This window comes from Dactylosporangium sp. CA-233914 (assembly GCF_050942935.1).
In the GTDB taxonomy this organism is placed as follows: Bacteria; Actinomycetota; Actinomycetes; order Mycobacteriales; family Micromonosporaceae; genus Dactylosporangium.
This window is the reverse complement of record NZ_CP192030.1, coordinates 11,274,033-11,300,720: the sequence shown is the minus strand read 5'-3', so window position 1 is coordinate 11,300,720 and position 26,688 is coordinate 11,274,033. Positions and strand designations below refer to the sequence as shown.

Annotated in this window: 27 protein-coding genes and 1 pseudogene; 17 read left to right on the top strand and 11 right to left on the bottom strand. The window is 71.7% G+C overall.

The window, feature by feature from the left end; all coding sequences use genetic code 11:
- Positions 1-43: 43 nt before the first annotated feature.
- A complete protein-coding gene (locus ACQPY0_RS50280) occupies positions 44-499 on the top strand; it encodes a VOC family protein (protein ID WP_432978117.1) in 456 nt (151 codons plus the stop codon).
- Here ACQPY0_RS50280 and ACQPY0_RS50275 read toward each other — a convergent pair.
- Positions 487-2,292, bottom strand: coding sequence for a PH domain-containing protein (locus tag ACQPY0_RS50275; RefSeq protein WP_432978114.1), 1,806 nt, complete (start codon positions 2,290-2,292; stop codon positions 487-489). The two genes, ACQPY0_RS50280 and ACQPY0_RS50275, sit on opposite strands and share 13 nt — an antisense overlap.
- Before the next feature lie 268 nt (positions 2,293-2,560).
- Here ACQPY0_RS50275 and ACQPY0_RS50270 point away from each other — a divergent pair, with 268 nt between their 5' ends.
- The 4 genes from ACQPY0_RS50270 (at position 2,561) to ACQPY0_RS50255 (ending at position 6,150) form a co-directional block, all read left to right on the top strand.
- Positions 2,561-4,450, top strand: a complete 1,890-nt coding sequence (locus ACQPY0_RS50270; protein WP_432978111.1) for an adenylyl cyclase — start codon at positions 2,561-2,563, stop codon at positions 4,448-4,450.
- A gap of 129 nt (positions 4,451-4,579) precedes the next feature.
- A complete protein-coding gene (locus ACQPY0_RS50265; protein WP_432978108.1) occupies positions 4,580-4,795 on the top strand; it encodes a hypothetical protein in 216 nt (71 codons plus the stop codon).
- Complete coding sequence (locus ACQPY0_RS50260; RefSeq protein WP_432978105.1) at positions 4,758-5,684, top strand: hypothetical protein; 927 nt, start codon at positions 4,758-4,760, stop codon at positions 5,682-5,684. Before ACQPY0_RS50265 ends, ACQPY0_RS50260 begins: the two co-directional genes overlap by 38 nt.
- A gap of 28 nt (positions 5,685-5,712) precedes the next feature.
- Complete coding sequence (locus ACQPY0_RS50255) at positions 5,713-6,150, top strand: hypothetical protein (protein ID WP_432978102.1); 438 nt, start codon at positions 5,713-5,715, stop codon at positions 6,148-6,150.
- Positions 6,151-6,687: 537 nt separating this feature from the next.
- On the opposite strand, the gene ACQPY0_RS50250 is transcribed toward ACQPY0_RS50255, so the two are convergent.
- The 3 genes and pseudogenes from ACQPY0_RS50250 to ACQPY0_RS50240 all read right to left on the bottom strand — a co-directional run.
- Complete coding sequence (locus ACQPY0_RS50250) at positions 6,688-6,969, bottom strand: hypothetical protein (RefSeq protein ID WP_432978099.1); 282 nt, start codon at positions 6,967-6,969, stop codon at positions 6,688-6,690.
- 236 nt (positions 6,970-7,205) lie between these two features.
- Positions 7,206-7,526 (bottom strand): AAA family ATPase, encoded by a 321-nt coding sequence (locus ACQPY0_RS50245; RefSeq protein ID WP_432995738.1) that lies wholly within the window; start codon positions 7,524-7,526, stop codon positions 7,206-7,208.
- A pseudogene (locus ACQPY0_RS50240) lies at positions 7,453-8,012 on the bottom strand (transposase family protein); the annotation flags it as partial. The pseudogene ACQPY0_RS50240 and the gene ACQPY0_RS50245, both read right to left, overlap by 74 nt.
- Positions 8,013-8,135: 123 nt before the next feature.
- Between ACQPY0_RS50240 and ACQPY0_RS50235 the strand changes: the two are divergent.
- Positions 8,136-8,375 (top strand): hypothetical protein, encoded by a 240-nt coding sequence (locus tag ACQPY0_RS50235; RefSeq protein ID WP_432978096.1) that lies wholly within the window; start codon positions 8,136-8,138, stop codon positions 8,373-8,375.
- On the opposite strand, the gene ACQPY0_RS50230 is transcribed toward ACQPY0_RS50235, so the two are convergent.
- The gene (locus tag ACQPY0_RS50230; protein ID WP_432978093.1) at positions 8,363-9,940 is read right to left on the bottom strand and encodes a cellulose binding domain-containing protein; all 1,578 of its coding nucleotides are present in this window, start codon (positions 9,938-9,940) and stop codon (positions 8,363-8,365) included. The genes ACQPY0_RS50235 and ACQPY0_RS50230 overlap by 13 nt on opposite strands.
- Before the next feature lie 170 nt (positions 9,941-10,110).
- On the opposite strand from ACQPY0_RS50230, the gene ACQPY0_RS50225 reads away from it, so the two are divergent.
- A complete protein-coding gene (locus ACQPY0_RS50225) occupies positions 10,111-10,827 on the top strand; it encodes a hypothetical protein (RefSeq protein ID WP_432978090.1) in 717 nt (238 codons plus the stop codon).
- Between the two features lie 94 nt (positions 10,828-10,921).
- Positions 10,922-13,432 (top strand): Hsp70 family protein, encoded by a 2,511-nt coding sequence (locus ACQPY0_RS50220; RefSeq protein WP_432978087.1) that lies wholly within the window; start codon positions 10,922-10,924, stop codon positions 13,430-13,432.
- On the opposite strand, the gene ACQPY0_RS50215 is transcribed toward ACQPY0_RS50220, so the two are convergent.
- Positions 13,408-13,590, bottom strand: coding sequence for a hypothetical protein (locus ACQPY0_RS50215; protein WP_432978084.1), 183 nt, complete (start codon positions 13,588-13,590; stop codon positions 13,408-13,410). The two genes, ACQPY0_RS50220 and ACQPY0_RS50215, sit on opposite strands and share 25 nt — an antisense overlap.
- 102 nt (positions 13,591-13,692) lie before the next feature.
- Here ACQPY0_RS50215 and ACQPY0_RS50210 point away from each other — a divergent pair, with 102 nt between their 5' ends.
- On the top strand, positions 13,693-15,057 hold the full coding sequence (locus tag ACQPY0_RS50210) for an SPFH domain-containing protein (protein WP_432978081.1): 1,365 nt from the start codon (positions 13,693-13,695) through the stop codon (positions 15,055-15,057).
- A gap of 63 nt (positions 15,058-15,120) precedes the next feature.
- On the opposite strand, the gene ACQPY0_RS50205 is transcribed toward ACQPY0_RS50210, so the two are convergent.
- Positions 15,121-16,236, bottom strand: a complete 1,116-nt coding sequence (locus ACQPY0_RS50205; protein ID WP_432978078.1) for an IS630 family transposase — start codon at positions 16,234-16,236, stop codon at positions 15,121-15,123.
- A gap of 46 nt (positions 16,237-16,282) precedes the next feature.
- Between ACQPY0_RS50205 and ACQPY0_RS50200 the strand changes: the two genes are divergently transcribed.
- A complete protein-coding gene (locus ACQPY0_RS50200; protein ID WP_432978076.1) occupies positions 16,283-16,807 on the top strand; it encodes a DUF4142 domain-containing protein in 525 nt (174 codons plus the stop codon).
- A gap of 48 nt (positions 16,808-16,855) precedes the next feature.
- On the opposite strand, the gene ACQPY0_RS50195 is transcribed toward ACQPY0_RS50200, so the two are convergent.
- A complete protein-coding gene (locus ACQPY0_RS50195) occupies positions 16,856-18,211 on the bottom strand; it encodes a DUF1996 domain-containing protein (protein ID WP_432995736.1) in 1,356 nt (451 codons plus the stop codon).
- A gap of 348 nt (positions 18,212-18,559) precedes the next feature.
- Between ACQPY0_RS50195 and ACQPY0_RS50190 the strand changes: the two genes are divergently transcribed.
- From ACQPY0_RS50190 to ACQPY0_RS50175, 4 genes are all read left to right on the top strand, one after another.
- Positions 18,560-19,300, top strand: coding sequence for an SDR family oxidoreductase (locus ACQPY0_RS50190; RefSeq protein ID WP_432978073.1), 741 nt, complete (start codon positions 18,560-18,562; stop codon positions 19,298-19,300).
- A 583-nt stretch (positions 19,301-19,883) separates the two neighbouring features.
- Positions 19,884-20,012, top strand: coding sequence for a hypothetical protein (locus ACQPY0_RS50185; RefSeq protein WP_432978070.1), 129 nt, complete (start codon positions 19,884-19,886; stop codon positions 20,010-20,012).
- The gene (locus ACQPY0_RS50180) at positions 20,009-20,248 is read left to right on the top strand and encodes a hypothetical protein (protein ID WP_432978068.1); all 240 of its coding nucleotides are present in this window, start codon (positions 20,009-20,011) and stop codon (positions 20,246-20,248) included. Before ACQPY0_RS50185 ends, ACQPY0_RS50180 begins: the two co-directional genes overlap by 4 nt.
- Entirely contained in the window at positions 20,245-21,258 is a 1,014-nt protein-coding gene (locus ACQPY0_RS50175; protein WP_432978065.1) for a glycosyltransferase, read from the top strand. Before ACQPY0_RS50180 ends, ACQPY0_RS50175 begins: the two co-directional genes overlap by 4 nt.
- 123 nt (positions 21,259-21,381) lie before the next feature.
- Here the strand turns inward: ACQPY0_RS50175 and ACQPY0_RS50170 are convergent, their stop codons facing one another.
- Together ACQPY0_RS50170 and ACQPY0_RS50165 are read right to left on the bottom strand one after the other, a co-directional pair.
- Positions 21,382-22,587: a glycosyltransferase gene (locus ACQPY0_RS50170; protein WP_432978062.1), complete on the bottom strand. Its 1,206-nt coding sequence runs from the start codon at positions 22,585-22,587 to the stop codon at positions 21,382-21,384.
- Positions 22,588-22,680: 93 nt separating this feature from the next.
- Positions 22,681-22,899, bottom strand: a complete 219-nt coding sequence (locus ACQPY0_RS50165; protein WP_432978059.1) for a hypothetical protein — start codon at positions 22,897-22,899, stop codon at positions 22,681-22,683.
- Between the two features lie 122 nt (positions 22,900-23,021).
- On the opposite strand from ACQPY0_RS50165, the gene ACQPY0_RS50160 reads away from it, so the two are divergent.
- The 3 genes from ACQPY0_RS50160 to ACQPY0_RS50150 all read left to right on the top strand — a co-directional run bounded on the left by ACQPY0_RS50160 (position 23,022) and on the right by ACQPY0_RS50150 (position 26,176).
- Complete coding sequence (locus ACQPY0_RS50160) at positions 23,022-23,219, top strand: hypothetical protein (protein WP_432978056.1); 198 nt, start codon at positions 23,022-23,024, stop codon at positions 23,217-23,219.
- Between the two features lie 125 nt (positions 23,220-23,344).
- Positions 23,345-25,399 (top strand): M3 family metallopeptidase, encoded by a 2,055-nt coding sequence (locus tag ACQPY0_RS50155; protein WP_432978053.1) that lies wholly within the window; start codon positions 23,345-23,347, stop codon positions 25,397-25,399.
- A gap of 141 nt (positions 25,400-25,540) precedes the next feature.
- Positions 25,541-26,176, top strand: coding sequence for a hypothetical protein (locus ACQPY0_RS50150; protein ID WP_432978050.1), 636 nt, complete (start codon positions 25,541-25,543; stop codon positions 26,174-26,176).
- Here ACQPY0_RS50150 and ACQPY0_RS50145 read toward each other — a convergent pair.
- Complete coding sequence (locus tag ACQPY0_RS50145; RefSeq protein WP_432978047.1) at positions 26,173-26,649, bottom strand: VanZ family protein; 477 nt, start codon at positions 26,647-26,649, stop codon at positions 26,173-26,175. The two genes, ACQPY0_RS50150 and ACQPY0_RS50145, sit on opposite strands and share 4 nt — an antisense overlap.
- Between the last annotated feature and the right edge of the window lie 39 nt (positions 26,650-26,688).

Here is a 26,688-nt window from a genome sequence, read left to right as displayed (position 1 = left end):
TCTGCCCCGGTGCCGGCCCGCCCGCGCGGTTACGATCGCAAGGGTGAAACCCAATCGCTCGATCCCGGACGCCCAGGTCATCCCGGTGCTGACCTATCCCGACGTGCGCCGCGCGGTCGCCTGGCTCGAGGCCGCGTTCGGTTTCCAGGAGCGCGTGCGCATCGGCGAGGCCCACCGCGCCCAGCTGCGCTTCGGCGCCGGCGCGGTCATCGTCGCCGACGACGGCGGCGAGCGGCGCGCCCCCGAGCCCGGCGCCGGCGTGACGCACTCGGTGATGGTCCGCATCGACGACGCGCGGGCGCACTGCGAGCGGGCCCGGGCCGCCGGGGCACGCATCGTGCTGGAGCCGGCCGATTTCGAGTACGGCGAACGCCAGTACCAGGCCGAGGACCTCGCCGGGCACCGCTGGACCTTCTCGCAGACCCTGGCCGACGTCGAACCGGAGCGGTGGGGCGGCATCACGGTTGCGCCCCCGGACGGCCGGCGTCAGCCGAAGTAGCCGGTCAGCACCAGGGCGTAGAGCAGCGCCTCGGCCAGCCAGGCCGCGTAGAGCAGCACGGGGGCCGGCGGCGGCACCGGGGCCGGCGGCAGCGACACCACGTCGCGCACCCGGTCCCGGTCGCGGGCCGCGGCGCGCTCGGAGGTCAGGCGCAGCGCCCCCGACAGCTGCGCCCCGGTCCGCTCGTCGCCGGACAGGAACCTCGGCAGCAGCGACTGCTCCCCGCGGGCGGTGACGACGAGCCCGGCCCCGTGCTGGTCGGTCTCGATGGTCACCGCCCCGTGCCGGTCGGCCCGGATCGCGTGCACCTCCGACCAGACCAGCAGCCGCGCCCCGATGCTGCCGACCACGCTGAGCCCGGCCCCGTTCCAGCTGACCCGCGGCCGCAGGAACAGCCGCCAGCCGGACACGCAGGCGATCGCGGTGACGGGCGCGGCGAGCGCCACCGCGCCCCAGTAGGGCAGGGCCGGCAGCAGCCGGGACAGCACGATGAGGAAGGGCCACGAGGCGGCGACGATCACGGCGTACCCGGAGAAGCGGTTGTGCCGATGCGTGTGCACGATCTCGGGCGTGGCCGCGACGTCCTCGGTGCGCAGGGCCAGGATCTCCTCGGGGCGCAGCGGCAGCCGGGCCGCGTCCGGCACCTCGAAGTCCGACGGCGACGCCGGGTCGGGCGCCGGCCCGCCGTACGCGGGGGCGAACCGGCCGCTGCGGGCCGGGCCGCGCGGCACGAGCAGCTCGCCGTCGACCGCCACGGCGCACCACTCGCGCTGGGCGGGCACGCCGAAGAGGACGCCGGGCCGGATGTCGTCGGAGCCGTGCCGGGACAGCGCGAAGAACTCCACCAGGGCGGGCTCGCCGGGGCGGGCGTCGGTGGCGTAGACGGCGACGCGGCCGCCGAGCGCCCAGACGTACACCTCCGTCGCCGGCTGCTCCCCGTCGAACAGCGCCCGTGCCGCCGCGGCGCGCTCCCGCGCCCGGGCCAGGCAGCCCAGGGCCAGGCCGGCCAGCAGGACGGCGAGGCTGAGCCAGCCGCTGGTGTCGTAGGGCTCGCTGACGAGCTGGTACAGCCCGCCGTCGGCGACCAGCACCGCGAGGTTCGCGCCGACCGGGTGCTCGGACGCGTCGGCCACGGTGACCCGCACGGGGTCCGTGGCCGAGGGCAGCCGGACCTCGATGGTGTACTCGTCCGGCTGCCCGACCACCTCCGCGACCACGCGCTCGGCCGAGCCGAGGCGGTCGTCCGCGCGGGACTGCGCCGCAACCGCCCCGATGGCGATCGCAAGGGCCGAGAGCAGCAGCGGTACCGCGAGCAGCCGCCACCCCAGCCCGTATCGCGGCAGCCGCCGGGGCCGGGGCGGCGCGCGGTGCGAGGTCGTCACGGCCCACATCTGCGCGCCGCTGCCCAGCCCCGGCGGTGCCAGGCGCGCGGTCACGAACGCCAGCACCGCGAGGGCCGCGTCGCACCCGGTCAGCCAGGCCGGCGAGGCGAGCGCGGGGTGCGCGACCTGCCAGAGGGCGTCGGCGGTGACGAACCCGGCGGCGAGCCAGGCGGCCACCGGCAGCGACACGAACGCCACCACGGGAAGGGCCGCGACCAGGCCGAACAGTACGGCGTTGAGCGGGTCCGGGCCGCAGGGCGCGGCGTCGCGGCACTCCACCGGCGGGTCGAACACGACGTGCAGCGACACCACGGCGATCGCGGCGGCCACCACGAGCAGCGCGCGGCCGCGGCGCCACCGCACGGAGCGCGCGGTCCAGCCGAAGACGTCGGCGGTCAGCAACGGGGTCATTTGCCCGCCATTCTCCGGCACCGCCGCGGCCCGCCGTGCCCGCGGGGTCCCCCGGAGAGCGGATTCCGGGCGGATCGGAGCCGATTTGTACCCGTGGACCAGTCGTGATGTTCCATGTAACGTCCTGCTGTGAAAGCGCTCTCTCACGATTTCGTGGCGCGTCACCCCCGCCTCGCGACGCCTCGGTCTGAGCCACGGACCCGGTCAGGTCCGGCGTCGTCGCCCTGGGGCGCGGGGGCCGCCACCGGTAGAAAGTAGGTCGCGTTTCATGGCATTGGTCCCCTCCGGCAAGGCGTCCGCCAGGTCTGCCGGGTCAGCTCCGAACGGGCGCCGCCGTGGCCGGTGGTTCGCGCTCGGGGCTGCCGTCCTCCTGACCGCCGTCGCCGCCGTCAGCAGCCCGGGTGTCGCCGCGGCCGCCCCCGCCGGCAACAAGCCGAGCGGACAGCCCGACTTCGGCCCCAACGTCAAGATCTTCGACCCGTCGATGACCGTCGAACAGATCCAGGCGACCGTCAACGCGATCCACGCGGAGCAGGTCGACAACGAGATGGGCACGCAGCGCTACACGCTGCTGTTCAAGCCGGGCACGTACGGCACCCCCGAGCACCCGCTGATCTTCCAGGTCGGGTACTACACCGAGGTCGCCGGCCTCGGGCTCAACCCCACCGACACGGTCATCAACGGCCACGTCGACGTCTACAACCGCTGCCTCGCGGCCGACAACTGCATCGCGCTGGTCAACTTCTGGCGCTCGCTGTCCAACCTCACCATCAACGTGGCCGGCGAGTCCGGCTGCCGCGCCTCCGGCGAGTTCTGGGCGGTGTCGCAGGCCGCGCCGCTGCGGCGGGTGAAGGTCAACGGCAACATGACCTTCATGGACTACTGCACCGCCGGCCCGCAGTACGCCAGCGGTGGCTTCGTCGCCGACTCGGTGACGGGCACCCTCACCAACGGTTCACAGCAGCAGTTCCTCGTCCGGGACAGCAACATCGGGACGTGGTCCAACGCGGTGTGGAACCAGGTGTTCAGCGGGGCCGTGGGCGCGCCCGCGCAGCAGTTCCCGAACCCGCCGTACACCACGCTCGACAAGACGCCGGTGAGCAAGGAGCGGCCGTTCCTGTACATCGACGCCAAGGGCAAGTGGAAGGTCTTCGAGCCCGCGCTGCGCAGGAACTCCTCGGGCGCGAGCTGGGCGAACGGCCCCACGCCGGGCCGCTCGATCCCGCTGTCGGACTTCTACCTGGCCAAGCCGTCCGACTCGGTCCTCGCCATCAACATCCAGCTGGCCCTGGGCAAGCACCTGCTCTTCACGCCCGGGGTGTACAACATCAACAGCTCGATCCTCGTGTGGCGGCCCGACACCGTCGTGCTGGGCCTGGGCATCGCCACGCTGACCGCGGTCAACGGAGCGGTTCCGCTGTGGATCGCCGACAGCAAGGGCATCTCGGTCTCGGGCCTGATGATCGACGCCGGCACCGTGAACTCGCCGGCGCTGATGCAGGTCGGCACCAAACTCGGCGGCGCGCTCAACCTGGGTGACCCGAACGACCCGACCGTGCTGCACGACGTGTTCTTCCGCGTCGGCGGCCCGCACGTCGGCAAGGCGGACGTGAGCCTGGAGGTCAACTCCGACCACGTCATCCTCGACGACATCTGGGCGTGGCGCGCCGACCACGGCGTCCCGGGCTCGTTCGGCTGGAACGTCAACACCGGCCGCAACGGCGTCATCGTCAACGGCGACGACGTGCTCGCGACCGGCCTGTTCGTCGAGCACTACCAGCAGTACAACGTCATCTGGAACGGCGAGCGCGGCAAGACGATCTTCTTCCAGAACGAGCTGCCGTACGACCCGCCGAACCAGGCGGCGTGGCAGCACGACGGCGTGCTGGGCTGGGCCGCGTACAAGGTCAGCGACAAGGTCAAGACCCACGAGCTGTGGGGTGGCGGCAGCTACATCTTCACCAACGTCGACCCGACCATCCACGCGTCGCACGGCTTCGAGGTCCCCAACCGCCCGGGTGTGAAGCTCCACGACATCCTGACGGTCAACCTCTCGGCCGGCACCATCGACCACGTGGTCAACGACACCGGCGCCCCGGTCGCAACCGAAACCGGCGTCGGCGTGCCCAGCTACGTCACCAGCTACCCGGCGAGCTGAGCAACCCACATTGCCCAAAATCAACGTCACGCAACCGAACCACATCGCGTAACGGGCCACATCGCGCAAGCGAACGGCGCCCGGCCATCACGGCCGGGCGCCGTTCTCCTTGAGCTCACGCATCGGCGCATGAAGCTCTTCGCCGACGATCTCGACGCGTCGGTCGCCTTCTACGTCGAGCAGCGCGACCCCGGCTACGTCAGCGTGCGTCGCGGCGACGTGGTGCTCGGCCTGAGGGCAACGGACCAGCCGTCATGGCCGCCACCTCGCGCGCCAGGTCGGGGCGCGTGCTGGAAGACTGCACGATGTGGTGGACGAGCCGACCTGGATCGTGTTGATCCGTGACGTGTCACACGCGGTACGTATCGAGGGCGAGTCGTGTGTCGTGGCCAGCCTGGTTCTGGATGCCGGCACCGGCCTGGTCAGGGGAATGTCGGTGGAGCGCAGCGGAGCCGGCGCGTGCGCCCGGGCGATGCGGACCGCGCTGACCCAACCGGCCGGTGACTTGCCCCCGCAGCGGCCCATCCGGGTGCTGTGCGGAGTCGGTCACCGCGAGCCGGTAGCCGCCCAACTGGCGGTCGTGCTCGGCGTTGGTCCGCTGCCCGAGGTGACCGAAGTGCTCAGCACCGAGGCCGAGGACGTCTTCGACTCGTTCGTAGGCCACATGGCCGGCCGGGCCCAACCGGAGGAGTTCGCCGACCCGGGTGACTGGGCGATACTGGTCGCCCACGCCGATACCTATCGCCGGGCTGCGCCGTGGCGGCGGTGGACTGACCAGGATCACTTCGACCTGGTGATCCGCATCGACGACACGCCGGCGCGGTACGTCACGATCGTCATCGGCGCCGAAGGCGTCCAGCGCGGCCTCGTCCTGTACCCGGGCGGGGCACTGCCCGACACGCTGGTCGAGTGGCGGCGCAGCGCACCGACGCCGGTGCCGGCCGGGAGCATCCTGTTCTACCTCGACCCCCCGGCCGACGCGCCGCAGGAGTTCCGCGCGAAAGCCACCCGGTACGGCTGGCCGGCCGACGCGGACCTGACGCCGGTGTGGCTGACCACCGGCCAGCACGGCCCCGCCGACCTGGACCGCACCGCGGTGCAGCGGCTCACCGTGGCCATCGCGGCGATCCTCGCCCACGACCGCCAACCCGGCCGCAACGGCGGCCCGACTACCGGCACCTGTGCCCTGTCCGCCGACCGGCAGGGCACCTACACCCTCCAGCCACCGCATTGACATGGTCGGCTATCGATAGCATCTGGTCATGCAGTCGAGACAGCAGCGGATACGTCGCCGCCGCGACTCTGCGCGGGCATGGGTCCGCTCCGGTGCGAAGGTCACGGTGCACAGCTACGCGAAACGGTTCGACGTTGACCGCTACACCGCCTACGACGATCTCACCGCGCTCGGGGTGACGTTGCCTGGCTCGGCCCGACGGTGGGCCCAGCGCCCGTCGTCGAACCCGCGCCACGTCGCCGGCGGCGGGGACGGGCCGGTCGAAAACTCATGGATCATGTTGGATGGGAGGCGGTTCTTCGTCGCCGGCTTCACATCCGGCGGCGTGCCGTACGGCATCTTCGAAGACGAGATCGATCAGATGGAGTCCGGTCACCTCGACGAAGACGAGCTGCTGTACGAAAACGTCGAAAACGAGAGGGAGTTGGGCGACTTCAGGGCCGTCGACGACGATTGCCCATTCTGAACTAGCTTCTCGGGCAGTTCCCAGCGGCTACATAAAGGAACGTGGAGAGACCTGGCAGGCTTCACCGGACGGTGGCGGATCGCGTCGATGGAGTTGTGGGACACCGACGCCATCGACCTGGTGGAGCCCGCGTTCATCGAGTTCGACCGCGACGGACCAGGCGGTTCGGGTTCATCGCGGTCGAGGGGCGGACGGGCTGGCCCGGAGGTCCCGGTGAGCACCACGAGCGACCGCCTGATCCCGTGGAAGCTGAGATCGAACGCTCCCTCGATCCAAGCCGGTTCATATCCGACCGGGGCTGCTGCCGGTTCGTCGACGGCCTCGAACAGGTCGAGGCGGCCATCGGCCGCCTCGTCACCGACGATCCCGAACGGGCCGCCACCTTGCACGAGACTTTCCTGGCCGGGTGCTACGAGAAGGCCGAAGAGCTCGACGACCCCTGCGACCTCCTGATGACGTTCGTCCCACGGACTGAGCGCCCCGCCTGGCACGACCGAGCCATCACTGCGCCGCTCTTCGAACGCCTGCTTGGTGTGGTCACGTCGCCTCCCTCAGCAGTCGTTCCACGTCCCGCCACAGCTTGTCGAAGGACGGCGAGTTCTCCCTTGCAAGCCGTATGTCGAACACGGCGGCGAGCGCGGCCTGGTCGGCGGTCGGCTTGTACGGCCGCCCGTCCACTCGGCGCTCACTGAGCCACCCTTTGCAGTCACGCGGCTGCTCCGCGTCGGCGGGCACCGCCAGATCCTTGGCCAGGCCACGTTGTCCGCTCAGTGAAGGCGCCGACGCGAGGAACCACGCCTCGAACTCACGGTTGGCCAACCACCGAACCGGGCCGGTCCAGTCCGGGCCGGGCGGGCGTCATCGGCGTCCAGCAGCACCAGCACCCCGGTCCCCTGCTCGGCAACAGCGCCGACAATCCGTTCCAGGCCGTGTGGAGCGATCAGCGAATCACGGCCAACCCGGATACGGCCGGGGCAGCACCATCCGGCGCAGCAGAGCCGGCACCGCCGCCACCTCGCCCTGACCCTCCACGACAGTAGCGATCATGGCGTCGCTCATCGCCCGGCCCCACCTCCGGGTCGCTGCGGCGTCGAGTCCGCCTGCTCCGGTCGCATCTGGCCGCTGCGGTGCAGCTCGCTGACGCTCATCAGCCGTTTCTCCACAATGGACCGCCCCGCGGCGTCGACCGGACCGATCCGGGTCACACCATCCACATTGGCCACCGCTCGGATATGTTCCAGCCGGGTGCACTCGCTGTCCAGCAGGTCCGAACTCTGGCTGGTCACGATCACCTGGGTTCGCTCGGACGCGTCGTCCAGCGCCTCGTACAGTGCGTTGACTCCGGCCGGGTGGAGCGCGGTCTCCGGCTCCTTGATCCCGATCAGCGCTGCGGGCGGCGGTCAGGTCGTGCACTGAGCCGGGCAAAGCTGGTGAGGCCCAGACGAGCCGACAGCAGCGTCGGCAAGGATCTGCACGTTGACGCCGTGGCGTTTGTGCTTGCCGGAGTAGTAGGGCTTCTGATTGGCGACACAGTCGATCGGGATGAGGGTGCCGTCGAGGATGGCGTAGGCAAGCCGGGCCGCGCAGCGAACCGCAGCTGCGGTGTCGTCGGCCAATGCGGTGAGCAGGCCGATGCCTTCTCGGACGTAGCGCCAGGCGGTGCTGGTGCCGATGGCGAAGGCGACGGCCAGCCGGGCGTAGGTGTCGCCATTGCGTAGGTGCGCCAGGATCAGGAGTGCTTGTTTGCCTGGCTGCAGGCGCCGCCATCGGCCTCGACGCTGGTTGCGCTCACGGCGGATCAGGTCGGCGAGGTGGTTGAGGGTGCGAGTGGACAGCGCAATCGTGGCAGGGTAGGACAGCAACGAGGCTCCCGGTTGGGGCATCGAGTCTTGGTCGACAGCTGTCTTACCGGGAGCCTCGCTCTATGCCGCACCATCGATGGCCTGCAGAGTTACGATCAAAAGGCTCACTGGCGTTATCCGGCCTTGATCGGCCAGCCACGCCACCGGCGCGCCGGCCGGGCGCACAGGGGACTGGGCGTCGAAATCGTGCTGGAGGCCGCCGACCGCGCCGGGCTGGCCGCGCTTCACGAGCGCTGCCGGGCCGCCGGGGCGGTGAGCGAGGAACTGCGGGAACGGCCGGAGGCCTCGCCGGCTTCCGGCTGGGTGACCCGGACGGGTACCACGTCCGGGTCATCCACCGACAAGAAGACTCAGCCGGTGTAGGCGGCGAAGATCTTCGAGAACTCGTACGGCGACTGCGCGATGTTGGTGCACATGTACAGCGCCCCGTTGCAGGCGTTGCGGTCGCGGGTCTCCTCCCAGAACGACAGCATGCCCAGGTGGTTGGTCTGCGCGAACGCCACCAGCTGGCGGGCGTCGTTCTGGTCGTAGGTGCCGCCGTCGTCGTTCTTGCCCAGCATCGGGGTCACGCCGAGCATCCGCCACACCTGCGCGTCGGTCTTGCTCGGGTACAACCCCTTGAGCTGCGTGAAGGTCGACTGCGCGGCCTGGACCGCGAAGTTGCCGTAGTCGCCGCTGCTGCGCTGGTAGTCCATCGCCATGACGTTGACCAGGTCCAGGTTGACGCCGGCGTCGCGGGCCGCGCGGACAACATTGACACCGTCGCTGGTGAGGCCCTCGGGCAGCACCGGCAGGGTCAGCGAGATCTTCACGTTCGGCCGGGCCGCCTGCAGCAGGGCCAGGGCCTGCGAGCGGCGCGCGATCGTGGTCGGGTCGGCAACCGCGGCGCCCTCGATGTCCAGGTCGATGTACTTGAGGCCGTACGCGTCAACGACGGCCTGGTACTCCGCGGCGACCGCGGCCGGCGTCGAGCAGGCCTGGGCGAGCTCGATGCCGCTGGCCCCGCCGAAGGAGATCTTCACGTCGCCGCCGCGGGCGCGGATGGCGTCGATCTGGTCCTTGGCCCACGCGGCGCGCGGGTCGTAGGCGTTGAACCACGAGGCCTTGCAGCCCGCGCTGTTGACGAACGCGAGCGTGAAGTTCTTGAGGTTGCCGGCGGTGGCCATGTCGGTCAACGTCGGCGTCGGCCAGGCGCCCATGTCGACGTACGGCGCGACGGCCAGCGCGCCGCCCCCGTCGCCGCCCCCGCCGGCCTGGGTGGTGGCGCTGACCGAGTTGGACGCGGCCGAGGTGTTGCCGGCGGCATCGCGGGCCTTCGCCGTGAACGTGTAGGCGGTCGAGGCGGAAAGGCCGGATACGGTACCGCTGGTGCCCGTCACCGACGCCGCCAGCGTCCCGCCGCGGTAGATGTCGTAGCCGGTCACCCCGACGTTGTCGGTCGAGGCGTTCCAGGCCAGGCTGACGCTCGAGGACGTCGTGGCGGTGACTCGCAGGCTCGCGGGCGCGCTCGGCGCCTGGGTGTCGGCGACGCCGGCACAGGAGGCACCGTTGAGCTTGCAGTTGGCGGGCTTGCCGGAGCCGGAGACGAGGAACCCGAAGCTTGTCGAGGCGCCGGGGGCGAGCGTGCCGTTGTACGTCCGGTTGGTCGCGGTGACGTGCGTGCCGCTCTGGCTCATCAGCGCGTCCCAGTAGCTGCCGAGCGTCGAGCCCGACGGCAGGTCGAACTCGACCTTCCACGACGAGACGGTGGCGGCCGTCCCGTTCGCGATCGTGTACTTCGCCTGGTAGCCGCTGCCCCAGTCGGAGTCGTAGCTGAGCGTCGCGGTGAGCGATCCGGCGGCCTGCGCCGGGGTCGTGATCGCCGCGATGCCGCCCGCGGTCACGAGGACCGCCGCGGCCGCGAGGGCGATCCGGAGTCGGGATCTCATACTGCCTCCAGACAGAACGGAGTCCTATTGAGCCACAACGATAAATAAAGTTAACTAAAAGTCAATGCTTGCCGGAGTCGTCCCTGGGCCTTGCGGATTCGGGTGAAGCCGTGGGTGTCACACTGTGAGGCTTCGATGTGCCCCGGGCCGGCATGGGGCATGATGTGCCGATGGGACGGCACGGGCAGCGGCGGCGGACGACGGTCTGCGTGGTCCGCGACCCGCGCCGCGCGACGCCGCGGTGGCCGTGGCTGCTGCCCCCGTTCGGCCTGGCCCTGTGGCCGGTGGCGCCCGGTGCGGCCCTGTTCGCCGTCGTCGCGCTGCTCGTGGTCGTGGCGGTCGTCATGCGGTACCAATTGGGCGGCATCCGCATCAAGGGCCCCGCGGTCGCCGAATGGCGGGCCGCCGAGGCCGCGCTGCGGGAGGTCCGGCTGCACTGGCCGGCCCTGGGCGCGATGGCCGAGCCCGCGGACATCCGCCCGACGCTGGAGCTGACCGCGTACAACCTGGCGAGGCTCATCGCCGCCCGTGACCGCCTCCAGGCCGACGCCGGCGAGCTGCGCGCGGCCCGTCAGGACCTGCGCCCCGGACACCTGCGCGACGAGCTCGACGAGCGCCTCGAGGCCACCGCCGACCGCCTGCGCGACCTCGACGCCCAGCTCGTGGCCCGCACCGAGGCCCTGGGCCGCCTCGCCGCGTCCCTGGACGCCCACGAACGCCGCGAGGAGGCCGCCGCCCGCGTCCGCGTCCTGCTCGCGACCGATCTGCCCGGCCTGCGCCCGGCCGCCGATCCGATGGCCGAGGTCGGCGAGCGTACGGTCGCCACCCTGGAGGCCTACCGGGAGCTGTCCGAACTGCGCCCGGCCCCGTCCGACTCGCGCTCGTAAGGCCGCCCGGTCACGGGCGTCTTCGTCCGATACGTGCGTGATACCGTCCGAAACGCGATCGTAGGAGGTCGCCCGGGCGAACTAGGATGAGGCCATGTCACCGGCCTTCGGGCTCGGGATCGACTTCGGCACGTCGAACACGGTTGCCCTGATGCGCTGGCCGGACGGCCGGGTCAGGCCGCTGCTGTTCGACGCCAACCCGTTGCTCCCGTCCGCCGTCTTCGCCCCGACCAAGCCGGGCCCGGCCTCGCCGCCGCCCGTGGCCGGGGGCACCCCGCCGCCCGGCGCGGTGCCCGGGGACCTGGTCGTGGGCGGCGACGCGCTGCACCACGCGCGGTTCGACCCGGCCGGGCTGGAGCCCAACCCCAAGCAGCACATCGACGAGGCCGCGATTCTCCTCGGCTCGCGTGAGGTCGCCGTCGCCGACCTGGTCGCGGCGGTGTTGCGGTTCGTGTTCACCGAGGCCAAGCGGGTCGCCGGGGCCGACGACTTCTCCGTCGCCATCGCGCACCCCGCCGGGTGGGGGACCCGGCGGCGCTCCGTGCTCGCCGAGGCCGCGCGCCGGGGCGGGCTCGGCGACGCGCTGCTCGTGCCCGAGCCCGTCGCGGCCGCGCACGCCTTCACCGCGGTGCTCGGCCAGCAGGTGCCGATCGGGAAGGCGCTCGTCGTCTACGACCTCGGCGCCGGGACGTTCGACGCCTCCGTCGTCGTGCGGCGCGACGCCGGCTTCGAGGCGGTCGCCGTGGACGGGCTCACCGACGTCGGCGGGCTCGACATCGACGCGACGATCGTACGGTGGCTCGGCGAGCGATACTCGCCGAACGACCCCGAGCTGTGGACCCGCCTCGCCGACGCGCAGGACCCCGAGTCGCTGCGGCACCGCCGGATGCTCTGGCACGACGCCCGGGTCGCCAAGGAGATGCTCTCCCGCGCGCCCGCGGTCGTGCTGCAGATGCCGGCCCCGCTCAACGTCGACGCCCAGCTGACCCGCGACGAGTTCGAGGCCGCCGCCAAGCCGCTGCTGGAACGCACCGTCTTCACCACCGCGGCCCTCATCCGCCAGGCCGGCATCGCCCCCGACGACGTGGCCGGCGTCCTGCTCGTCGGCGGCGGCAGCCGCATCCCGCTGGTCGCGACCATGCTGCACCGCGCCCTCGGCGTCGCACCGACCATCACCGAGCAGCCCGAGATCGTCGTCGCCGAGGGCTGCCTGCTGACCCTGACAGCGGCCCCGCCCACGACCGCGGCGGCGGACGGCAACTCCCCGCTGTGGCCGGCGGCCGCCGCGGCCGCCGCGCCCTACGCCTCGGTCGCCGCCGGCCCCGCCCCCACGTCCTCCCCGCCGTTCCCCCCGGCCGCGGACACCTCCCCGGCCACGTCCGCAACGCCGGCCACCGCCGTGCCACCTCCGGCCGACCAGGTGCCGGCCGCCTTCGCGACTTCGGCACCGCTCGCGACTTCGGCACCGCTCGTGACCCCGGCACCGCTCGTGACCCCGGCACCGCTCGCGACTCCAGCGCCGCCCGTGACCCCGGCGCCGCCCGGGTCCCAGGACCCCGGGGCCGGTCTGCCGGCGGGCGGCGAGGGCCTGATGTGGCCCGACCGGGATGCCGCCGCCATGCAGCCGCCGCCTACCGTGCCACCGGTCGCGCCCGCCTCTGGGCCGCCCGGGGCCTACGGGACGCCGGTGTCGGCACCGCCCGGGACTTACGGGACGCCGGTGTCCGGTCCGCCCGGGGCCTACGGGGCACCGATCTCCGCGCCGCCCGTCTCCGGCGTGCCGTCCTCGGGTGCGCCGTCGTCCGGAGTTCCATCGTCAGCAGGGCCCGCCGCGGGAGGGACTCGCGGGCGGGTGTACCAGACGGGGGCCTACCCGGTCGTCGGGCCGCCGGCCACGGGTCCCGCCGGGCCTCAGGGGGTGCAGGCCCGGCCTCAGGGCGCGCCGGCCCGGCCCTCGGTGCCGCGCTATGTGCCACCACCGCCCGTGTCCGCCGCCGTGCCCGTTTCGCCCGGGCCGGCCAGCCGGGTCGTGCCGGTCTACGACCCGCCCGGCGCGCCGGCTCCCGCCCCTGCGCCCAAGGGACGCGGAAACGTGCTCAACGCGGTGCTCGTGGTCGTGGCGCTGCTGGCCGTCGCCGGGGCCGGCACCACCGTGTACTTCATGCAGTTCGCCAACAAGGACAAGCCCGCCGCGGTCGGACAGTCGCCGGGCGTCCAGGAATCGGCGAGCGCGGGGGAGACCGGCGGCACCGTCGACGGCGGGGTCGGCGTGAACGGCGACGGCGGGGCCAGCAGCACGGCCACGGCCACCGGGCGGGCGCCCACCACCTCGGCGCCGAAGACCGAGACGATCACGATGCCGGACCTGTCCGGGCTCTACGTCGACTACGCCAAGGAAAAGCTCAAGGACCTCGGGTTCACCGGGACCATCCGGATCACCCACAAGGCCACCGACGACGCGGACGATGTCGGACACGTGCTGGCGCAGGATCCGAAGGCGCAGAAGCAGGTGGCGAAGAACGGCACGGTCACGCTGACCGTCGGCTCGGAGCCGAAGGCGCCCAGCAGCGCCCCACCGAGCTACAAGCCGACCGCAACGCCGTAGCGGGACCGGCGCCCCGGCGGTCGGCTGCGGCGGAAACGGTGCAGCCAGTGTTGGATCGCGCCGGTGCCGACCAGGAGCAGCGTGACGTTGACAGCGGCGATCAACAGGTACGCGCCGCAGCCTGCACCGGCGGCGCGATCCGCGGGCCGTGCGGCCATCCCGAGGAGTCTGCCATGGTCGGCCGTCTTCGCCGAACGGCCCGCACTTGAACCCGGTTGGCAAACTGATGACCGCCACGGCACCCCTTTCAGGAGCGGCGGATGTCGAACACCAACACGTATCTCGACCAGGTCGTCAGGCAGCAGGAGCGGCTCGAGGCGGATCTGCGCACCAAACGCGCCGCCGCCCCGTCGGCGCCCGCCGGGCCGCCGCAGCAGCGGGCCCGAGGCGGAGGAGGAGGCGGCGACGGGCAGCCGGCGCCGAACGCCGTCGAGGTGCGGGTCACCGGATTCGGGCGGTGGAAGACGGTGCTCGTACCGCCGAACGCGTTCGTCGTGCACACGCGGCGTGGCCGGGCCGAGCCGCTGCACGTCGGGCTCGGCGTCTCGTTCCGGTACAACCCCGCGACCGATTCGTACCTGGTCGTCCCCGGCGCCATGCAGACGATCCTCATCAACGCGTACTGCATCTGCCGTGAGCTGCAGGGCGTACTGGTGCAGGCCTATGTGCAGTGGATCATCCAGGACTTCTCCACGGCGTACCGGCGGCTGGACTTCGGCGATCCCGAGGACCCGATGCGGTTGGTGAACCTGCAGCTCAAGGAGCAGGCCGAGGCAGCCATCAAGGACAAGGTCTCCACCCTGGGCGTCGCCGACGTGCTCAGCGACAAGCAGCCGATCATCGAGGAGCTCACCGCGCGGCTGCGGGCCGTCGCCGAGGGCACCGGGCGCGACGACGAGGGGCTGGGCCTGCGGATCGTGACGGTCCAGATCAAGGAGGCGGTCGTCAGCTCGTCGCGGCTGTGGGAAAACCTGCAGAAGCCGTACCGCACCGAGCAGGGCCGCATCGCCCGCCTGGCCGAGCTCGCCGCGGAGGAGGCCGTGGCCGAGCGGGAACTGACGGCGCAGCGGCAGCGCGAAACCCAGCGGATCGAGAACGACCGGGAGCTCGCCGACCTGCGGGCCCGGGCCGCGGCGCACGAGTTCGACCGGGAGACGAGCGAGTCGCTGCGCCGCTCCCAGCGCGAGCAGGAGGACGCCCGCGCGCTCGCCGAGCTGCAGGACGCCACGAACCGGCACGCGCTGGCGCTGGAGCGGCAGCTCGCCGCCGAGGAGGCCGAGATCGGCCGGCTGCGCATCGAGCGCGAGGCCGAGCTGACCCGGCTCGCGGCCGACGCGGACATGGCGCTCGCGGCGGCCCGGGCCCGATCGCGGCACGACGAGGCGCTGCTGGACGTGGAGCGGGAGCGGCTGCGGGCCGGCATCGCCAACGCGCAGTCGCCGGAGAGCCTGCAGGCGCTGCTCATCGAGCGGCTGCCGGCGATCGTGGAGAAGCTGCCCAAGCCCGCCGAGCTGCGCGCGGTCACCATCGGCGGCACCGACGCCACCACCGTGGCCGGCATCGTCGCCGAGCTCACCGCCGTCGTCGGTGCCCTGCGGTCGGCGCTGCCCGGCCGGCCGTCCTGATCTTGCAACCGAGGAGCCCGTTTGCGGCCGTGAGCAGCGGAGATGGGACAGCCGAAGATCGCTCTAGTGTCCTGAGTCATTGAAAGCTTTATTGATTCGAGTGCAGTAGTTGGCGAGGTTGTCGAGGATCTCGTCGGCGGTTTTGGTCCACACAAAGGGTTTCGGGTCTTCGTTCCACGCCGCGATCCAGGCGTTGACGTCGTCTTCGAGTTCTTTGACGCTGCGATGGGTGCTGCGGCGCAGCTTGCGGTTGGTCAGCTCGGCGAACCAGCGTTCGACCAGGTTGAGCCAGCTCCCGGAAGTCGGCGTGAAGTGCAGGTGGAAGCGGGGATGCGCGGCCAGCCAGGCCTTGATCGCGGGGGTCTTGTGCGTGGCGTAGTTGTCACAGATCAAGTGCAGGTCCAGATCACTGGGCGTGTTCTTGTCGATGGTCTTGAGGAAGCGCAGGAACTCCTGGTGGCGGTGCCGACGCTGATGCTGGCCGATCACCTTGCCGGTAGCGATGTCCAGAGCGGCGAACAGGCTGGTCGTTCCGTGGCGCACGTAGTCGTGCGTGCGACGTCCCGGTACGCCGGGCATCATCGGCAGCATCGGCGCGGTGCGGTCGAGGGCCTGCATCTGCGATTTCTCGTCGACCGCGAGAACGACCGCCTTGTCCGGCGGGTCGAGGTACAAGCCGACCACGTCGCGGACCTTGTCAATGAACAGCGGATCAGTCGACAACTTCCAGGTGTCAACCAGGTGGGGCTTGAGACCGAACGCCCGCCAGATCCGCGAGATCGCGCTTTGCGACATGCCGGTGGCCCTCGCCATCGACCGAGTCGACCAATGACTGTCCTGATTGGACGGTACTTCCTCAAGCGTCTTCACGATCACCGCCTCAACCTGCTCGTCGGTGACGGTGCGCGGCGCCCCCGGCCGCGGCTCGTCACCCAGGCCGTCCAGCCGATCGGTAACGAACCGGGCCCGCCACTTACCCACCGTCGGCAATGACACACCCAGCTGCCTGGACACCTCGCTGTTGGACAGCCCTCGCGCGCACGCCAGCACGATCCGAGCGCGTACCGCCAACGCCTGCGCGGTCTTGCCTCGCCGCGCCCACGCCTGCAGCACGTCCTGCTCGGCCTGGGTCAGCTCCAGCACCGCCAACTTCGGACCACGACCATCACCCATAGCCATAATCTACCAACGAATTAACGACTCAGGACACTAGCGGGAGGTTGTCATGCGATTGCCGATGCTTGCGGCCGTGGTCGTCACCGGCGTGGCGTTCGGAGGCGTGCCCGCCTCGGCGGCGCCCGCGGAACTGTCGGCCCAGGATTCCATGTTCGTGACCGCGGCCGGGTACGCGGGCAACTTCGAGGTCGCGGCCGGCTCGCTGGCCCGGGCCCGGGCGCAGTCCGAGGCCGTACGCGACTTCGGGACCCGGATGATCAGCGACCACAACAAGGCGGGCACCAAGCTTGCCGTGCTGGCCGAGTCGCTGGGCACGTCGACGCCGGACCTGCCCGACTCGGCGCAGCAGAACATTCTCAACGCCTGGTCACGCCTGGACGGGCTGCTGTTCGACTGCGCGTACGTGCCGGCCGAGTACCTCGACCACGTCGGTGCCGTCGGGCTGTTCGAGAACGAGGCGGCTCACGGCGACAACCCGGATCTGGTGCGGTTCGCCCGGGAGACCCTGCCGACGCTGCAGGAGCACAAGCGGATGATCGCGGCAGCGCTGACCGCGCTCGACTGCAACGGATAACGCAAAGGCCCGCCCGGCGCGAACCGGGCGGGCCCTTTCAGAAGAGGGTTACGGCAGGACGTAGTTCTCGTTGAGCGCGGCGCCGCGGTCCGGCTTGTACTGGTCGAAGCCGCGCGGGTCGCACTGCAGGCCACCGTTGATGCAGTGGTCGGACAGGGCCTTGAGGGTCGGGGCGTCCCACGCGTTGTAGACGTCGTAGTGGAACGAGTACCCGCGGCCGCTGGAGAAGTGCACGTTGGTCATGTTGCCGCTGACCGGCCAGGCCATCTTGAACTCGATCATCGGCACGGCGACCGGGTGGTCCTGCGGGCAGACGCCCACCACCGGGTACGCCATGTGCGACTTGTGGTCCGGCGTGTCCAGGTGCAGGCCGTCCCAGCAGCTGGGGGCCTGGAACCGGACGTTGAGCTGGCTGCCGGCGGCGCAGTTGGCCGGGATGTCCCACTGGTTGGTGAGGTCACCGCACTCGAAGCCCTCGACGTGGCCCGGGTGGTTCTTGAACTCGTCCAGCGTGGACGACGGGCTGCCGACGACGTAGCGCAGGCCGGCCGGGAACGGGCGGACGCTGCGGTAGTCCAGCACGCCGCTCTTGTAGTAGATGACCTGGCGGCCGACCGGCTGCACGGCCTGGTCGCCGTTGAGCAGGGTGGGCATCCAGTACGCGCTCTTGTCGCCCGGCGTGATGCAGGCGGTGCCGCCGGCCTGCAGCGAGGCGAGCGTCGTGTTGGCGTTGGTGGTGGTGTTGCCCATGAACGTGTGCGAGTGCGACGCGCCCGGCAGGCCGAAGAACACGATCGGGTCGTCGGGCAGGTTGCTGCGGCTCACCGAGCAGTTCGCCTGGAACTCGTGGTGGGTCGTCGGCGGGTTGGTGGGCGGCGGGGTGGCGGTCGACGGGACCACGCCGGTGACCGGCGGGTTGGCCATGACGTACCCGGGGCCGGCCGACGCCGGCGGGGTGGTGCCCGAGGTGCCGTAAACCTTGAACTCGTACAGCGAGTAGCCGTAGCCGGTGCCGCGCTGCGTGCCGTACATCCGCACGTAGCGGCCGGAGCCGGTCACGTTCAGGGTCTCGGTGCCGCCGGCGCTCGTGGTGGTGCTGTAGATGGTGGTCCAGGCGTTGCCGTCGGGCGAGGTCTGGATCTGGTAGGCCTTCGCGTAGGCGGCCTCCCACTGCAGCACGACCTGCGAGATGGTGGCGGTGGAGCCCAGGTCGACCCGCAACCACTGCGGGTCGCTCCACTGGCTGCTCCAGCGGGTGGCGTCGTTGCCGTCGAACGCGGCGGCGGCCGGGGACTCGCCGAGCTCCGTCGACGAGGCGAGCGCCGGCTTGTTCTGCGACAGCAGGGTGCCGGTCGCCGCGTTGGCGGACGTCAGCTGGAAGACGCCGACCACCGTCGAGGCCACGACCGCGGTGGTGATCCCGATGGGAATTCCGATTCTTCTGAGCCGTCTCTTACTCAACTGCAGCTCCCAGGGGTGTGGGTGGGTGCCGTTCGCCGGTGGCGGTCCGGCCAGGTGCGGCGTTGGCGGCGGGCAATCAGGGTGCGCTCGGAGAGCGCTCTCCAAATGTTGCGCCCGTGTGTCGGGTCCGTCAATACATGGCGTGTGCCGGATGTGACGCAAGCCCGCAAATCGGGCGGGTTACGGCGGAATTTGAGGTGGTGAGGGAGAGCGCTCTCCACTTCTGGGCCCTCACTCACGGGTCCGATCGCCGCCAGACTCGCGGGCCGGTCGTCGGCCAGGCTCGTCGGCATGAACGGTTTGCGAGGCAAGGTCGCGCTGGTCACGGGCGGAAGCCGGGGAATCGGGGCCGCGGTGGCGCGGGCGCTGGCGGCGCGCGGGGCTGATGTGGCCATCACGTACGAGCGCGGGGAGCCGGCGGCCGACGCGGTCGCCTGCGAGATCAAGTCGCTGGGCGGGAGAGCGCTTACCGTCCGGGCCGACAGCGGGGACGCCGCAGCGGTCGCGCGGGCGGTGGACGAGGTCGCGGACCTGCTCGGGCGGCTCGACATCCTCGTCAACAACGCGGCCATCTTCCCGACCGGTGACCTCGAGTCGATGGGGGTCGAGGAGTTCGATCGGACGGTGGCGGTGAACGTGCGGGGACCTTACGTTGCTTGCCGGGCCGCGGCCAGGCACCTCAACATGGGTGGACGGATAATCAACATCGGGAGCAACGTCGCGCAACGCGTGCCGTTTCCAGGCATGACGTTGTACGCGTTGAGCAAGTCCGCCCTCGCCGGCCTGACGACGGCGCTGGCTCGCGAACTGGGCCCGCGGGGAATCACGGTCAACCTCGTGCATCCCGGGCCAACCGACACGGACGCCAACCCGGCCTCCCAGCCGCAGGCCTCGACCATCGCCGGCCTCACGGCGCTGGGTCGATACGCGGAGCCGGCCGAGATCGCGTCCGTGGTCGCGTTCCTGGCCGGCGACGAGGCCCGATACGTGACGGGCGCCTCGATCTGCGCGGACGGCGGCTGGACGGCGTAGCGACGCGGCGCCGGGCCGTCGAGCCCCGCGTCGAGGCGTCGAGCCCCGCGTCGAGGCGTCGAGCCCCGCGTCGAGGCGTCGAGCCCCGCGTCGCGGCGTCGTGGCGTTGGGCCCTGCGCCGCGGCGTCGGCCCCTGCGCCGCGAACGCGTCGCCGGTCTCGAGGCCGCCGGGGCGGGGACCGGACGTAGCCGGCCAGGCAGCGCGGGGCCTCGACGGCGCCGAGCTTGCGCAGGGCCTCCCGGGCGCGCAGGGGGCACTGGTAGAAGTAGATGCGGGCCAGCCGCTCGACCATCTCGTGTCGCCGACGGCGACCTCCAGCGGCGCCGGCGAAGCGGGCCGATGCTGACGCTCTGGACCCACAGGTCGATCGAGCGCGACATCCCGCCGACGCCGCCGGAGGCCTCGTAGACGTCGACCTGCGCGCCGGCCTCGGCGAGGACATACGCGGCGGTGGCTCCCGCTCGGGCCGGCGCCGGTGACCGCGACTCGCTTGACGGAAGGTCACGAAAGAATCACCCAACGTCGTGGACGTTTGGGGTATTTGTCCCTAACTCATGGTGTTTGTTCGGATACACTCCGCGCATGCCAGTCACGCATGACCTTCTCGCCTACATCGCCTCCGGCCTCGTCCTGCTCGTCGGCGCTGCCGGCATCGTCGTCGTCGCCCGCCTCCGCCGGACCGCGCACGTCGCGGCGCACGCCTCGCGATGACCGTCGGCCGCGTCCTGCCGGACCGGCCCCGGGTCCTGACCAACGCCTGGGTCCGCGAGCGCTCGGCCCGGCTCCGGGCAGCGCTCGGCCCCTGCGTGCGCTCGCCGCGGTTCTGGGCCGTGCTCGGGCTCGGGTTGCTGTTCGCCGCGGCGGCCTGGATCGCGGTCACGGGCTGGCTCGCCCACGCCGAGCGCCGCCCGGGCCCTGTACCCGTGAGTGCCGGGGTGCGGGGATGACCGCCCGGGTGCTGCACGTGGTCGGCAACCGGGCGGCCCCGGGCGGGGGACCGGCGGTCGCGGTCGCGGAGTTCGCGCGGTCGACGCCGCAGTACGAGCACCACCTGCTCGGGCCCGGCGACGACGCGGACTTCGCCGCCGCGCACGACGCCGGGCGGGGCCCGTTCGGGCTGGCCCGGGCGCTGCGGCGCACGGTCGCCGCGGTCCGTCCGCACGTCGTGCACCTGCACGCGGCCTGGGCGGGGCTGGTCGGGCGCCTGGTGCTGCCGCGACCCGGGGCGCCGGTGGCGTACACGCCGCACTGCTTCGCCTTCGAGGGCGAGCGCGGTGCCCGGGCGGCCCGCCGCGCCGAGCAGGCCCTGGCCGGGCGCACCGGCCTGGCGGTGTGCGTGAGCCCCCGCGAGACCGAGCTGGCCGGGGCCTTGGGCCTGCCGGCCGTGCACGTGCCGAACACGACCCGCGTCCGGGCGCCGCGCTTCCGCGCGACGGCGGGCCGCCGGGTCGTGGTCACCGTCGGGCGGGTCGCGGTGCAGAAGGACCCGCGGTTCCTGCTGCGCGTCAAGGCCCTCGCCGGGCCGGGCGCCGCCTGGATCTGGGTCGGCGGCGGCGATCCGGCGCTGGAGGCCGAGCTGCGCGCCGGCGGCGTCGAGGTCACCGGCTGGCTGCCGCCCGGGCGGGTCGCGGCCCGGCTCGCGGCCGCCGACGCCTACTTGCACACGGCCGCCTGGGAGAGCTGCCCGCTCGCGCTGCTGGAGGCGGGCGCGGCCGGCCTGCCGATCGTGGCCCGCAGCATCCCGGCGCTCGACGCGCTGGGCCTCGACCCGGATCTGGACACCCCCGAGCGGGTCGCGGCCGAGCTGGACCTGGTGCTGCACACCGGGCAGCCGAGCCGGCCCCGGCTGCAGGAGGCGTTCGCGGCCCGCCACACCCCGCAGGCCCAGGCGGCGGCCCTGACCGAGGCCTATGAGTGGCTCATCGCCGCCCGGCGCGCCGGGGCGATGTCGCGGTGAGCGTCGCAGCCGTACGGCATGAGCTCTGGTTCGCCGCCGCCGGAACCCTGCTGATCCGCGCGGCGCCAGGCCGGTACGCGCGCCTGCACCGGCTCTTCGCCGGCGCTTCGGATCAGCCCCCGGTCACAGGCGCTGCGGCACGCGCAGGCCCATCTCGCGGTGGGCCCCGTCGATGACGCTCGCGTACGAGGCGATCATCCGGGTGTGGCTGAAGCGCTCCCGGCTGCCGAGTAGCCGCGGCGCGAACTCGTCCCGGCGGGCGATCGCCTCGGACCAGCCGGCCGCGATCGCCTCCGGGTCCGGCGCGGTGATGAGCCCGTGCCCGGCGACGATGACCGCGGTGTCGCCGATGTCGGTCGAGACCGGCACCGCCCCGCACATCGCGCCCTCGATCAGGCACAGCGGCGCCGCCTCGCCGCTGGTCGAGGTCAGCGCCACCACGTCGCTGGCCGCGTAGACGGACTCCATGTCGCGGCGGATGCCGAGCAGGTGCAGCCGGCCGAGGTGGCGCGGCTCGTCGTCGAACAGCTCGGTGAGCAGCCCGCACAGCTCCGCGTTGGCGGTGCTCATGCCCGCGCCGCACATCAGCACGTGGCCGTTCGGATCCCGCTCCAGGTAGCGGCGTGCCGAGGCCAGGAACAGCGGGATGTTCTTCATCGGGTCGTAGCGGGCGGCCAGGGTGACCACGTCGGCCTTGGCCGGCACGCCGAGCGAGCGGCGCAGCGCGGCCCGCCGGCGCACGGGCACGGGCCGGAAGCGGGTCAGGTCGACGCCGTTCGGGATGACCTTCAGCAGGCTCGCCGGGATGCCGGCCCGCTCGTACGCCGACCGCGTCGACTCCGCGCAGCAGACCGCCGCGGCGATCCGCCCGTCCGCGACCGCGGTCTTGAACTCCGTCAGCGCGCTGCCCTGGTTCTGCGGGTCGGAGCGGTGCAAGCATACGATCACCGGCTTGCGGGGGAACCCGGGCAGGTTCACCAGCCGCAGCGGCTGCTCCTTGAGCGAGAGGATGATGTCGGCCCGCTGCGCGTGCGTGACCGCGGTCGCTACCTCGGAGGCCGTCAATGTCTTGCGGGTCGCCGTGTCCCCGCCGATGCGCCGCCCCAGCGGGCGCACGTCGATGCCGAGCGCGCTCAGCGAGCGGTACCCGGCGTCGTCCTCCATGCGCTGCAGGATCGTCTCCCGCCGCATGGCCCCGTAGATGCTCAGCACCGAATGCTGATGGCTCCCGGCGGTGTGCAGCCCGGCCACGACCGTGGTGTGCAGGGCCCGGGCGCCGCCGGAGAAGAAGCCCTCATAGATCGACATCACGCGTAGTTGGCTCGTCACGGGCAAATCATCACCCGCGGTGCCCGATCTGTCAGGTTGAAACGGGGGCTCCCCGGTGAACTGTGCGTTTCAAGGACGTCACGGTTCACGTCACTACGGTGAGTGTCGCTCGCGATTCGGTGAGTCATCCGATCGACCGGGGTGCGAAAGCCGGCCGATGTACGGCGCCCGCCCGATCTCCTCGTTGGCCAGACCGCCCGCGACCAGGCGAACGACCTCGATCTCGCGGGCCGTCAGGTGCGCCGGCCGCTGCGTGGTGCCGGTGTTCGCCACCGGCCGCCGCGCGAACTCCGTGACCACCCGCACGGTCACGCTCGGTGACAACAGTGCGTCCCCGGCCAGGCGGTGACACCGGGGCGTACACCATTTGGTGTACGCCCCGGCTCCTGTTGCCCGGGTGGGTCCCGCCCCTTGGCAGGGCTAGCTTGACCGGCATGGGGAACGTCCATCGCTGCGGCAAGCACGTCGTCCTGGCCAACCCGGCCTCGCGAATACCGGTGTGGATGGAGTGCGCCGTGCACCGGTACACGCCGCTACAGGTCTCGCGCCGCTACACCGCGATCGTCGAGCTGGAGTTCACCTACGAGGAGTCGCTGCGCCTCGGCTGGATCGTCGAGCACGCCATGCTGTGAAAGGAGTACGCGCAGCCCACGCAGCTGCGACTGCGCGCCGCGTACCCGTGACCGGCACCCTTCTCGCGCGGCGCAGGGCATCCAAGGGGTGCGGTAGAGCGGCCGAAGGTCGATACAGTCGGTAGGTGACCACGGACAACCCGTTCTTCGCGCCGAGCGAACTGCCGTATCAGCTGCCGCCGTTCGACCGTATCGAGGTCGACCACTACCTGCCGGCCTTCGAGCGGGGCATGGAGGAGCAGCGCGCCGAGGTCGCGGCCATCGTCGCCGACCCGGCCCCGCCGACGTTCGACAACACGCTGGTGGCCCTGGAGCGCTCCGGGCGCATCCTGCAGCGCGTCTCCGCCACGTTCTTCACGCTGACGAGCTCCGATACGTCGGACCGGCTCCAGGAGATCGAGGCGGAGGTCGTACCCCGGCTGTCGGCGCACAGCGACGCCATCATGCTCGACGCCGGGCTCTACGCGCGGATCAAGGACCTCCACGACCGCCGCGACGAGCTCGGCCTCGAGCCCGAGCCGGCCTGGTTGCTGCAGCGATACCACACCGAGTTCGTGCGCGCGGGCGCGGAGCTGTCGGCCGAGCAGCACGAGCGGCTGCGCGCCATCAACGCCGAGCTGGCCGGCCTCGCCACCGAGTTCGGCAACCTGGTCCGCGACGAGATGAAGGCCCGGGCCGTGGTCGTCGACGACGCGGCGGCGCTGGACGGGCTCTCCGCCGACGCGTTGGCCGCCACCGAGGTCGCCGGGCGGGACCGGGGGCTCGACGGGAAGTACGTGCTCAACCTCGTCCTGCCCACCGGGCAGCCGCCGCTGGCCGCCCTGCACGACCGGGCGCTGCGCGAGCGGCTGCACACCGCCTCCGTCGGCCGCGGCGCCGGCGGCGAGCACGACACGACCGGCCTGGTGCTGCGCATCGTCCGGCTGCGCGCGCAGCGGGCCCGGCTGCTGGGCTACGAGCACCACGCGGCGTACAACATCTCCGACAACACCGCCCGCTCGGTCGCGGCGGTCGAGGAGATGCTCGCCAAGCTCGTCCCGCCGGCGATGGCCAACGCGGCCGCCGAGGCCGAGGACCTGCAGGCGCTCATCGGCGACGAGTTCACGCTGCAGCCCTGGGACTGGGCGTACTACACCGAGCACCTGCGCCGCGAGCGCTACGCGATCGACGAGAACGAGCTGCGGCCCTACTTCGAGCTCGAACGCGTCCTTTCCGACGGCGTCTTCTTCGCCGCCGGCAAGCTCTACGGGTTGCGGTTCTCCGAGCGCCCCGACCTGCCCGCCTACCATCCCGACGCCCGCGTGTTCGAGGTCTTCGACCACGACGGCAGCCCGCTGGGCCTCTACATCGGCGACTTCTTCACCCGCGCCTCCAAGCGCGGCGGCGCCTGGGCCAACGCGGTGGTGCCCCAGTCGCGGCTCTACGGCACCGCGCCGGTCGTGTGCAACAACCTCAACGTCAACCGTGCCCCCGCCGGCGAGCCGACGCTACTGACCCTCGACGAGGTCCGCACCCTGTTCCACGAGTTCGGCCACGCCCTGCACACGCTGTTCTCGTCGGTGCAGTTCCCGAAGTTCGCCGGCACTCGGGTGCCGCGCGACTTCGTGGAGTACCCCTCACAGGTCAACGAGGTGTGGATGCTCTGGCCGGAGGTGCTGGAGAACTACGCCCGCCACCACGTCACCGGCGACCGCCTCCCGCAGGAGGTCGTCGACCGGCTCCAGGCGGCCGAGCAGTTCAACAAGGGCTTCACGACGACGGAGTACCTCGCCGCGACCCTGCTCGACCTCGCCTGGCACACGCTGAGCGTCGAACAGGCCGAGGCGGTCACCGACGCGATGGCCTTCGAGGCCGAGGCGCTGGAGCGCGCCGGTGTCGCGACACCGTTTGTTCCGCCGCGGTACCGCACGCCGTACTTCGCCCACATCTTCAGCGGGGCCGCGTACAGCGCCGGCTACTACTCGTACATCTGGAGCGAGGTCCTCGACGCCGACACCGTCGACTGGCTCACCGAGCGGGGCGGCCTGCGCCGCGACAGCGGTGACGCGTTCCGCGACGGCCTGCTGGCCAAGGGCGGCAGCGCGGACTCGATGGACGTGTACCGCGCGTTCCGGGGCCGCGATCCCCTCATCGAGCCGCTGCTGAAGCGCCGGGGCCTCCTCGGCAGCACTGTCTCATGACTCTCCGCGATGTTCCTTAGGTTTTGTTAAAGCCCGGGATCCCGCCTTTCGGTACGGGCGCCACGTTCGTAAGCTTGCGCGGTGCGTGGCGCCACCTCCCGGCGCAGGCGCGCGGCGAAACGTCGTCTGCACATCAGCAGAATGGCGTTGCTCGCCGTGGTCAGCCTCGTCGCCTCGTTGATCAGTGTCGGTGTGTCCTGGGCGATTTTCCCGCAAGAACCCACCCCGGTCGCGGACGACACCAGCTTCGACGCGGCCAAGTTCTACGAGACGCACGCCCGCGCCAACGCCGCCCGCGGCGCCGCCCAGGCGGCCCTGCCGGGCCAGCCGCTGGTCCCCAAGCCGGTCGCCGGCCTGAACCAGGCGCAGACCAACAACGCGTACATCGTGGTTGAGGTCGCCCGCCAGATGAACCTGCCGGAGCGGGCGATGGTGGTGGCGATCGCGACGGCCCTGCAGGAGACGTACCTCAGGAACCTCGCGAACCCCAAGGTCCCCGCGTCGATGAAGCTCCCGCACGAGGGCACGGGGACGAACTACGACTCGGTGGGCATCTTCCAGCAGCGCGTGAGCATCTGGGGCACACCGGAGCAGCTCATGGACCCGGCGTTCGCCTCGGCCAAGTTCTACACGAAGCTGATCAAGGTGAGCGGCTGGCAGCAGATGAGCGTGACGAACGCGGCCCAGGCGGTCCAGCGCAGCGCCTTCGCCAGCGCGTACGCCAAGCACACGACCACAGCCCAGAAGATCGTCGATGAGCTGACGTCCGGCGCCTAACCCGTTGTGCCCTGGCTGGCGGCGCGCGCCGGATCGGCTGCAGACACCGGGTTGGCCTCGGCGGCGTCTCGTTGCGTTGCCGGGAGGCGCCAGCGGCGGGCCAGCAATGCGGCCAGGCCCGCGCCGGCCGCGTTGACCAGGACGTCGTCGACGGCGGTGACCCGGCCCAGGTCCAGCACGTACTGCAGGATCTCCAGGCCGGCCGAGCCCAGCGCGGCCAGGCCGGTCACCGCCCATACGCCCAGCCGCCACCGCATCGGTCCGAAGACTCCGAACGCGGCGAACACCGCGAGGTTCCCGCCCATCTGGATGACCGCGTCGCGCCAGCCGGACGTGAGCACCCCGATCAGGCCGTGCACCGGGTCGAGGTTGACCCGCCGCGGATTCGACGTCGGGATCAGGATCATGACCACCCAGGGGGCAGTGCCGATGACCGTGCCGATGAGCCCGAGCCGCCGCCGATCGATGTGCATGCGGCGACCCTAAACCAGCCTCACAACAGGCGGATCGGC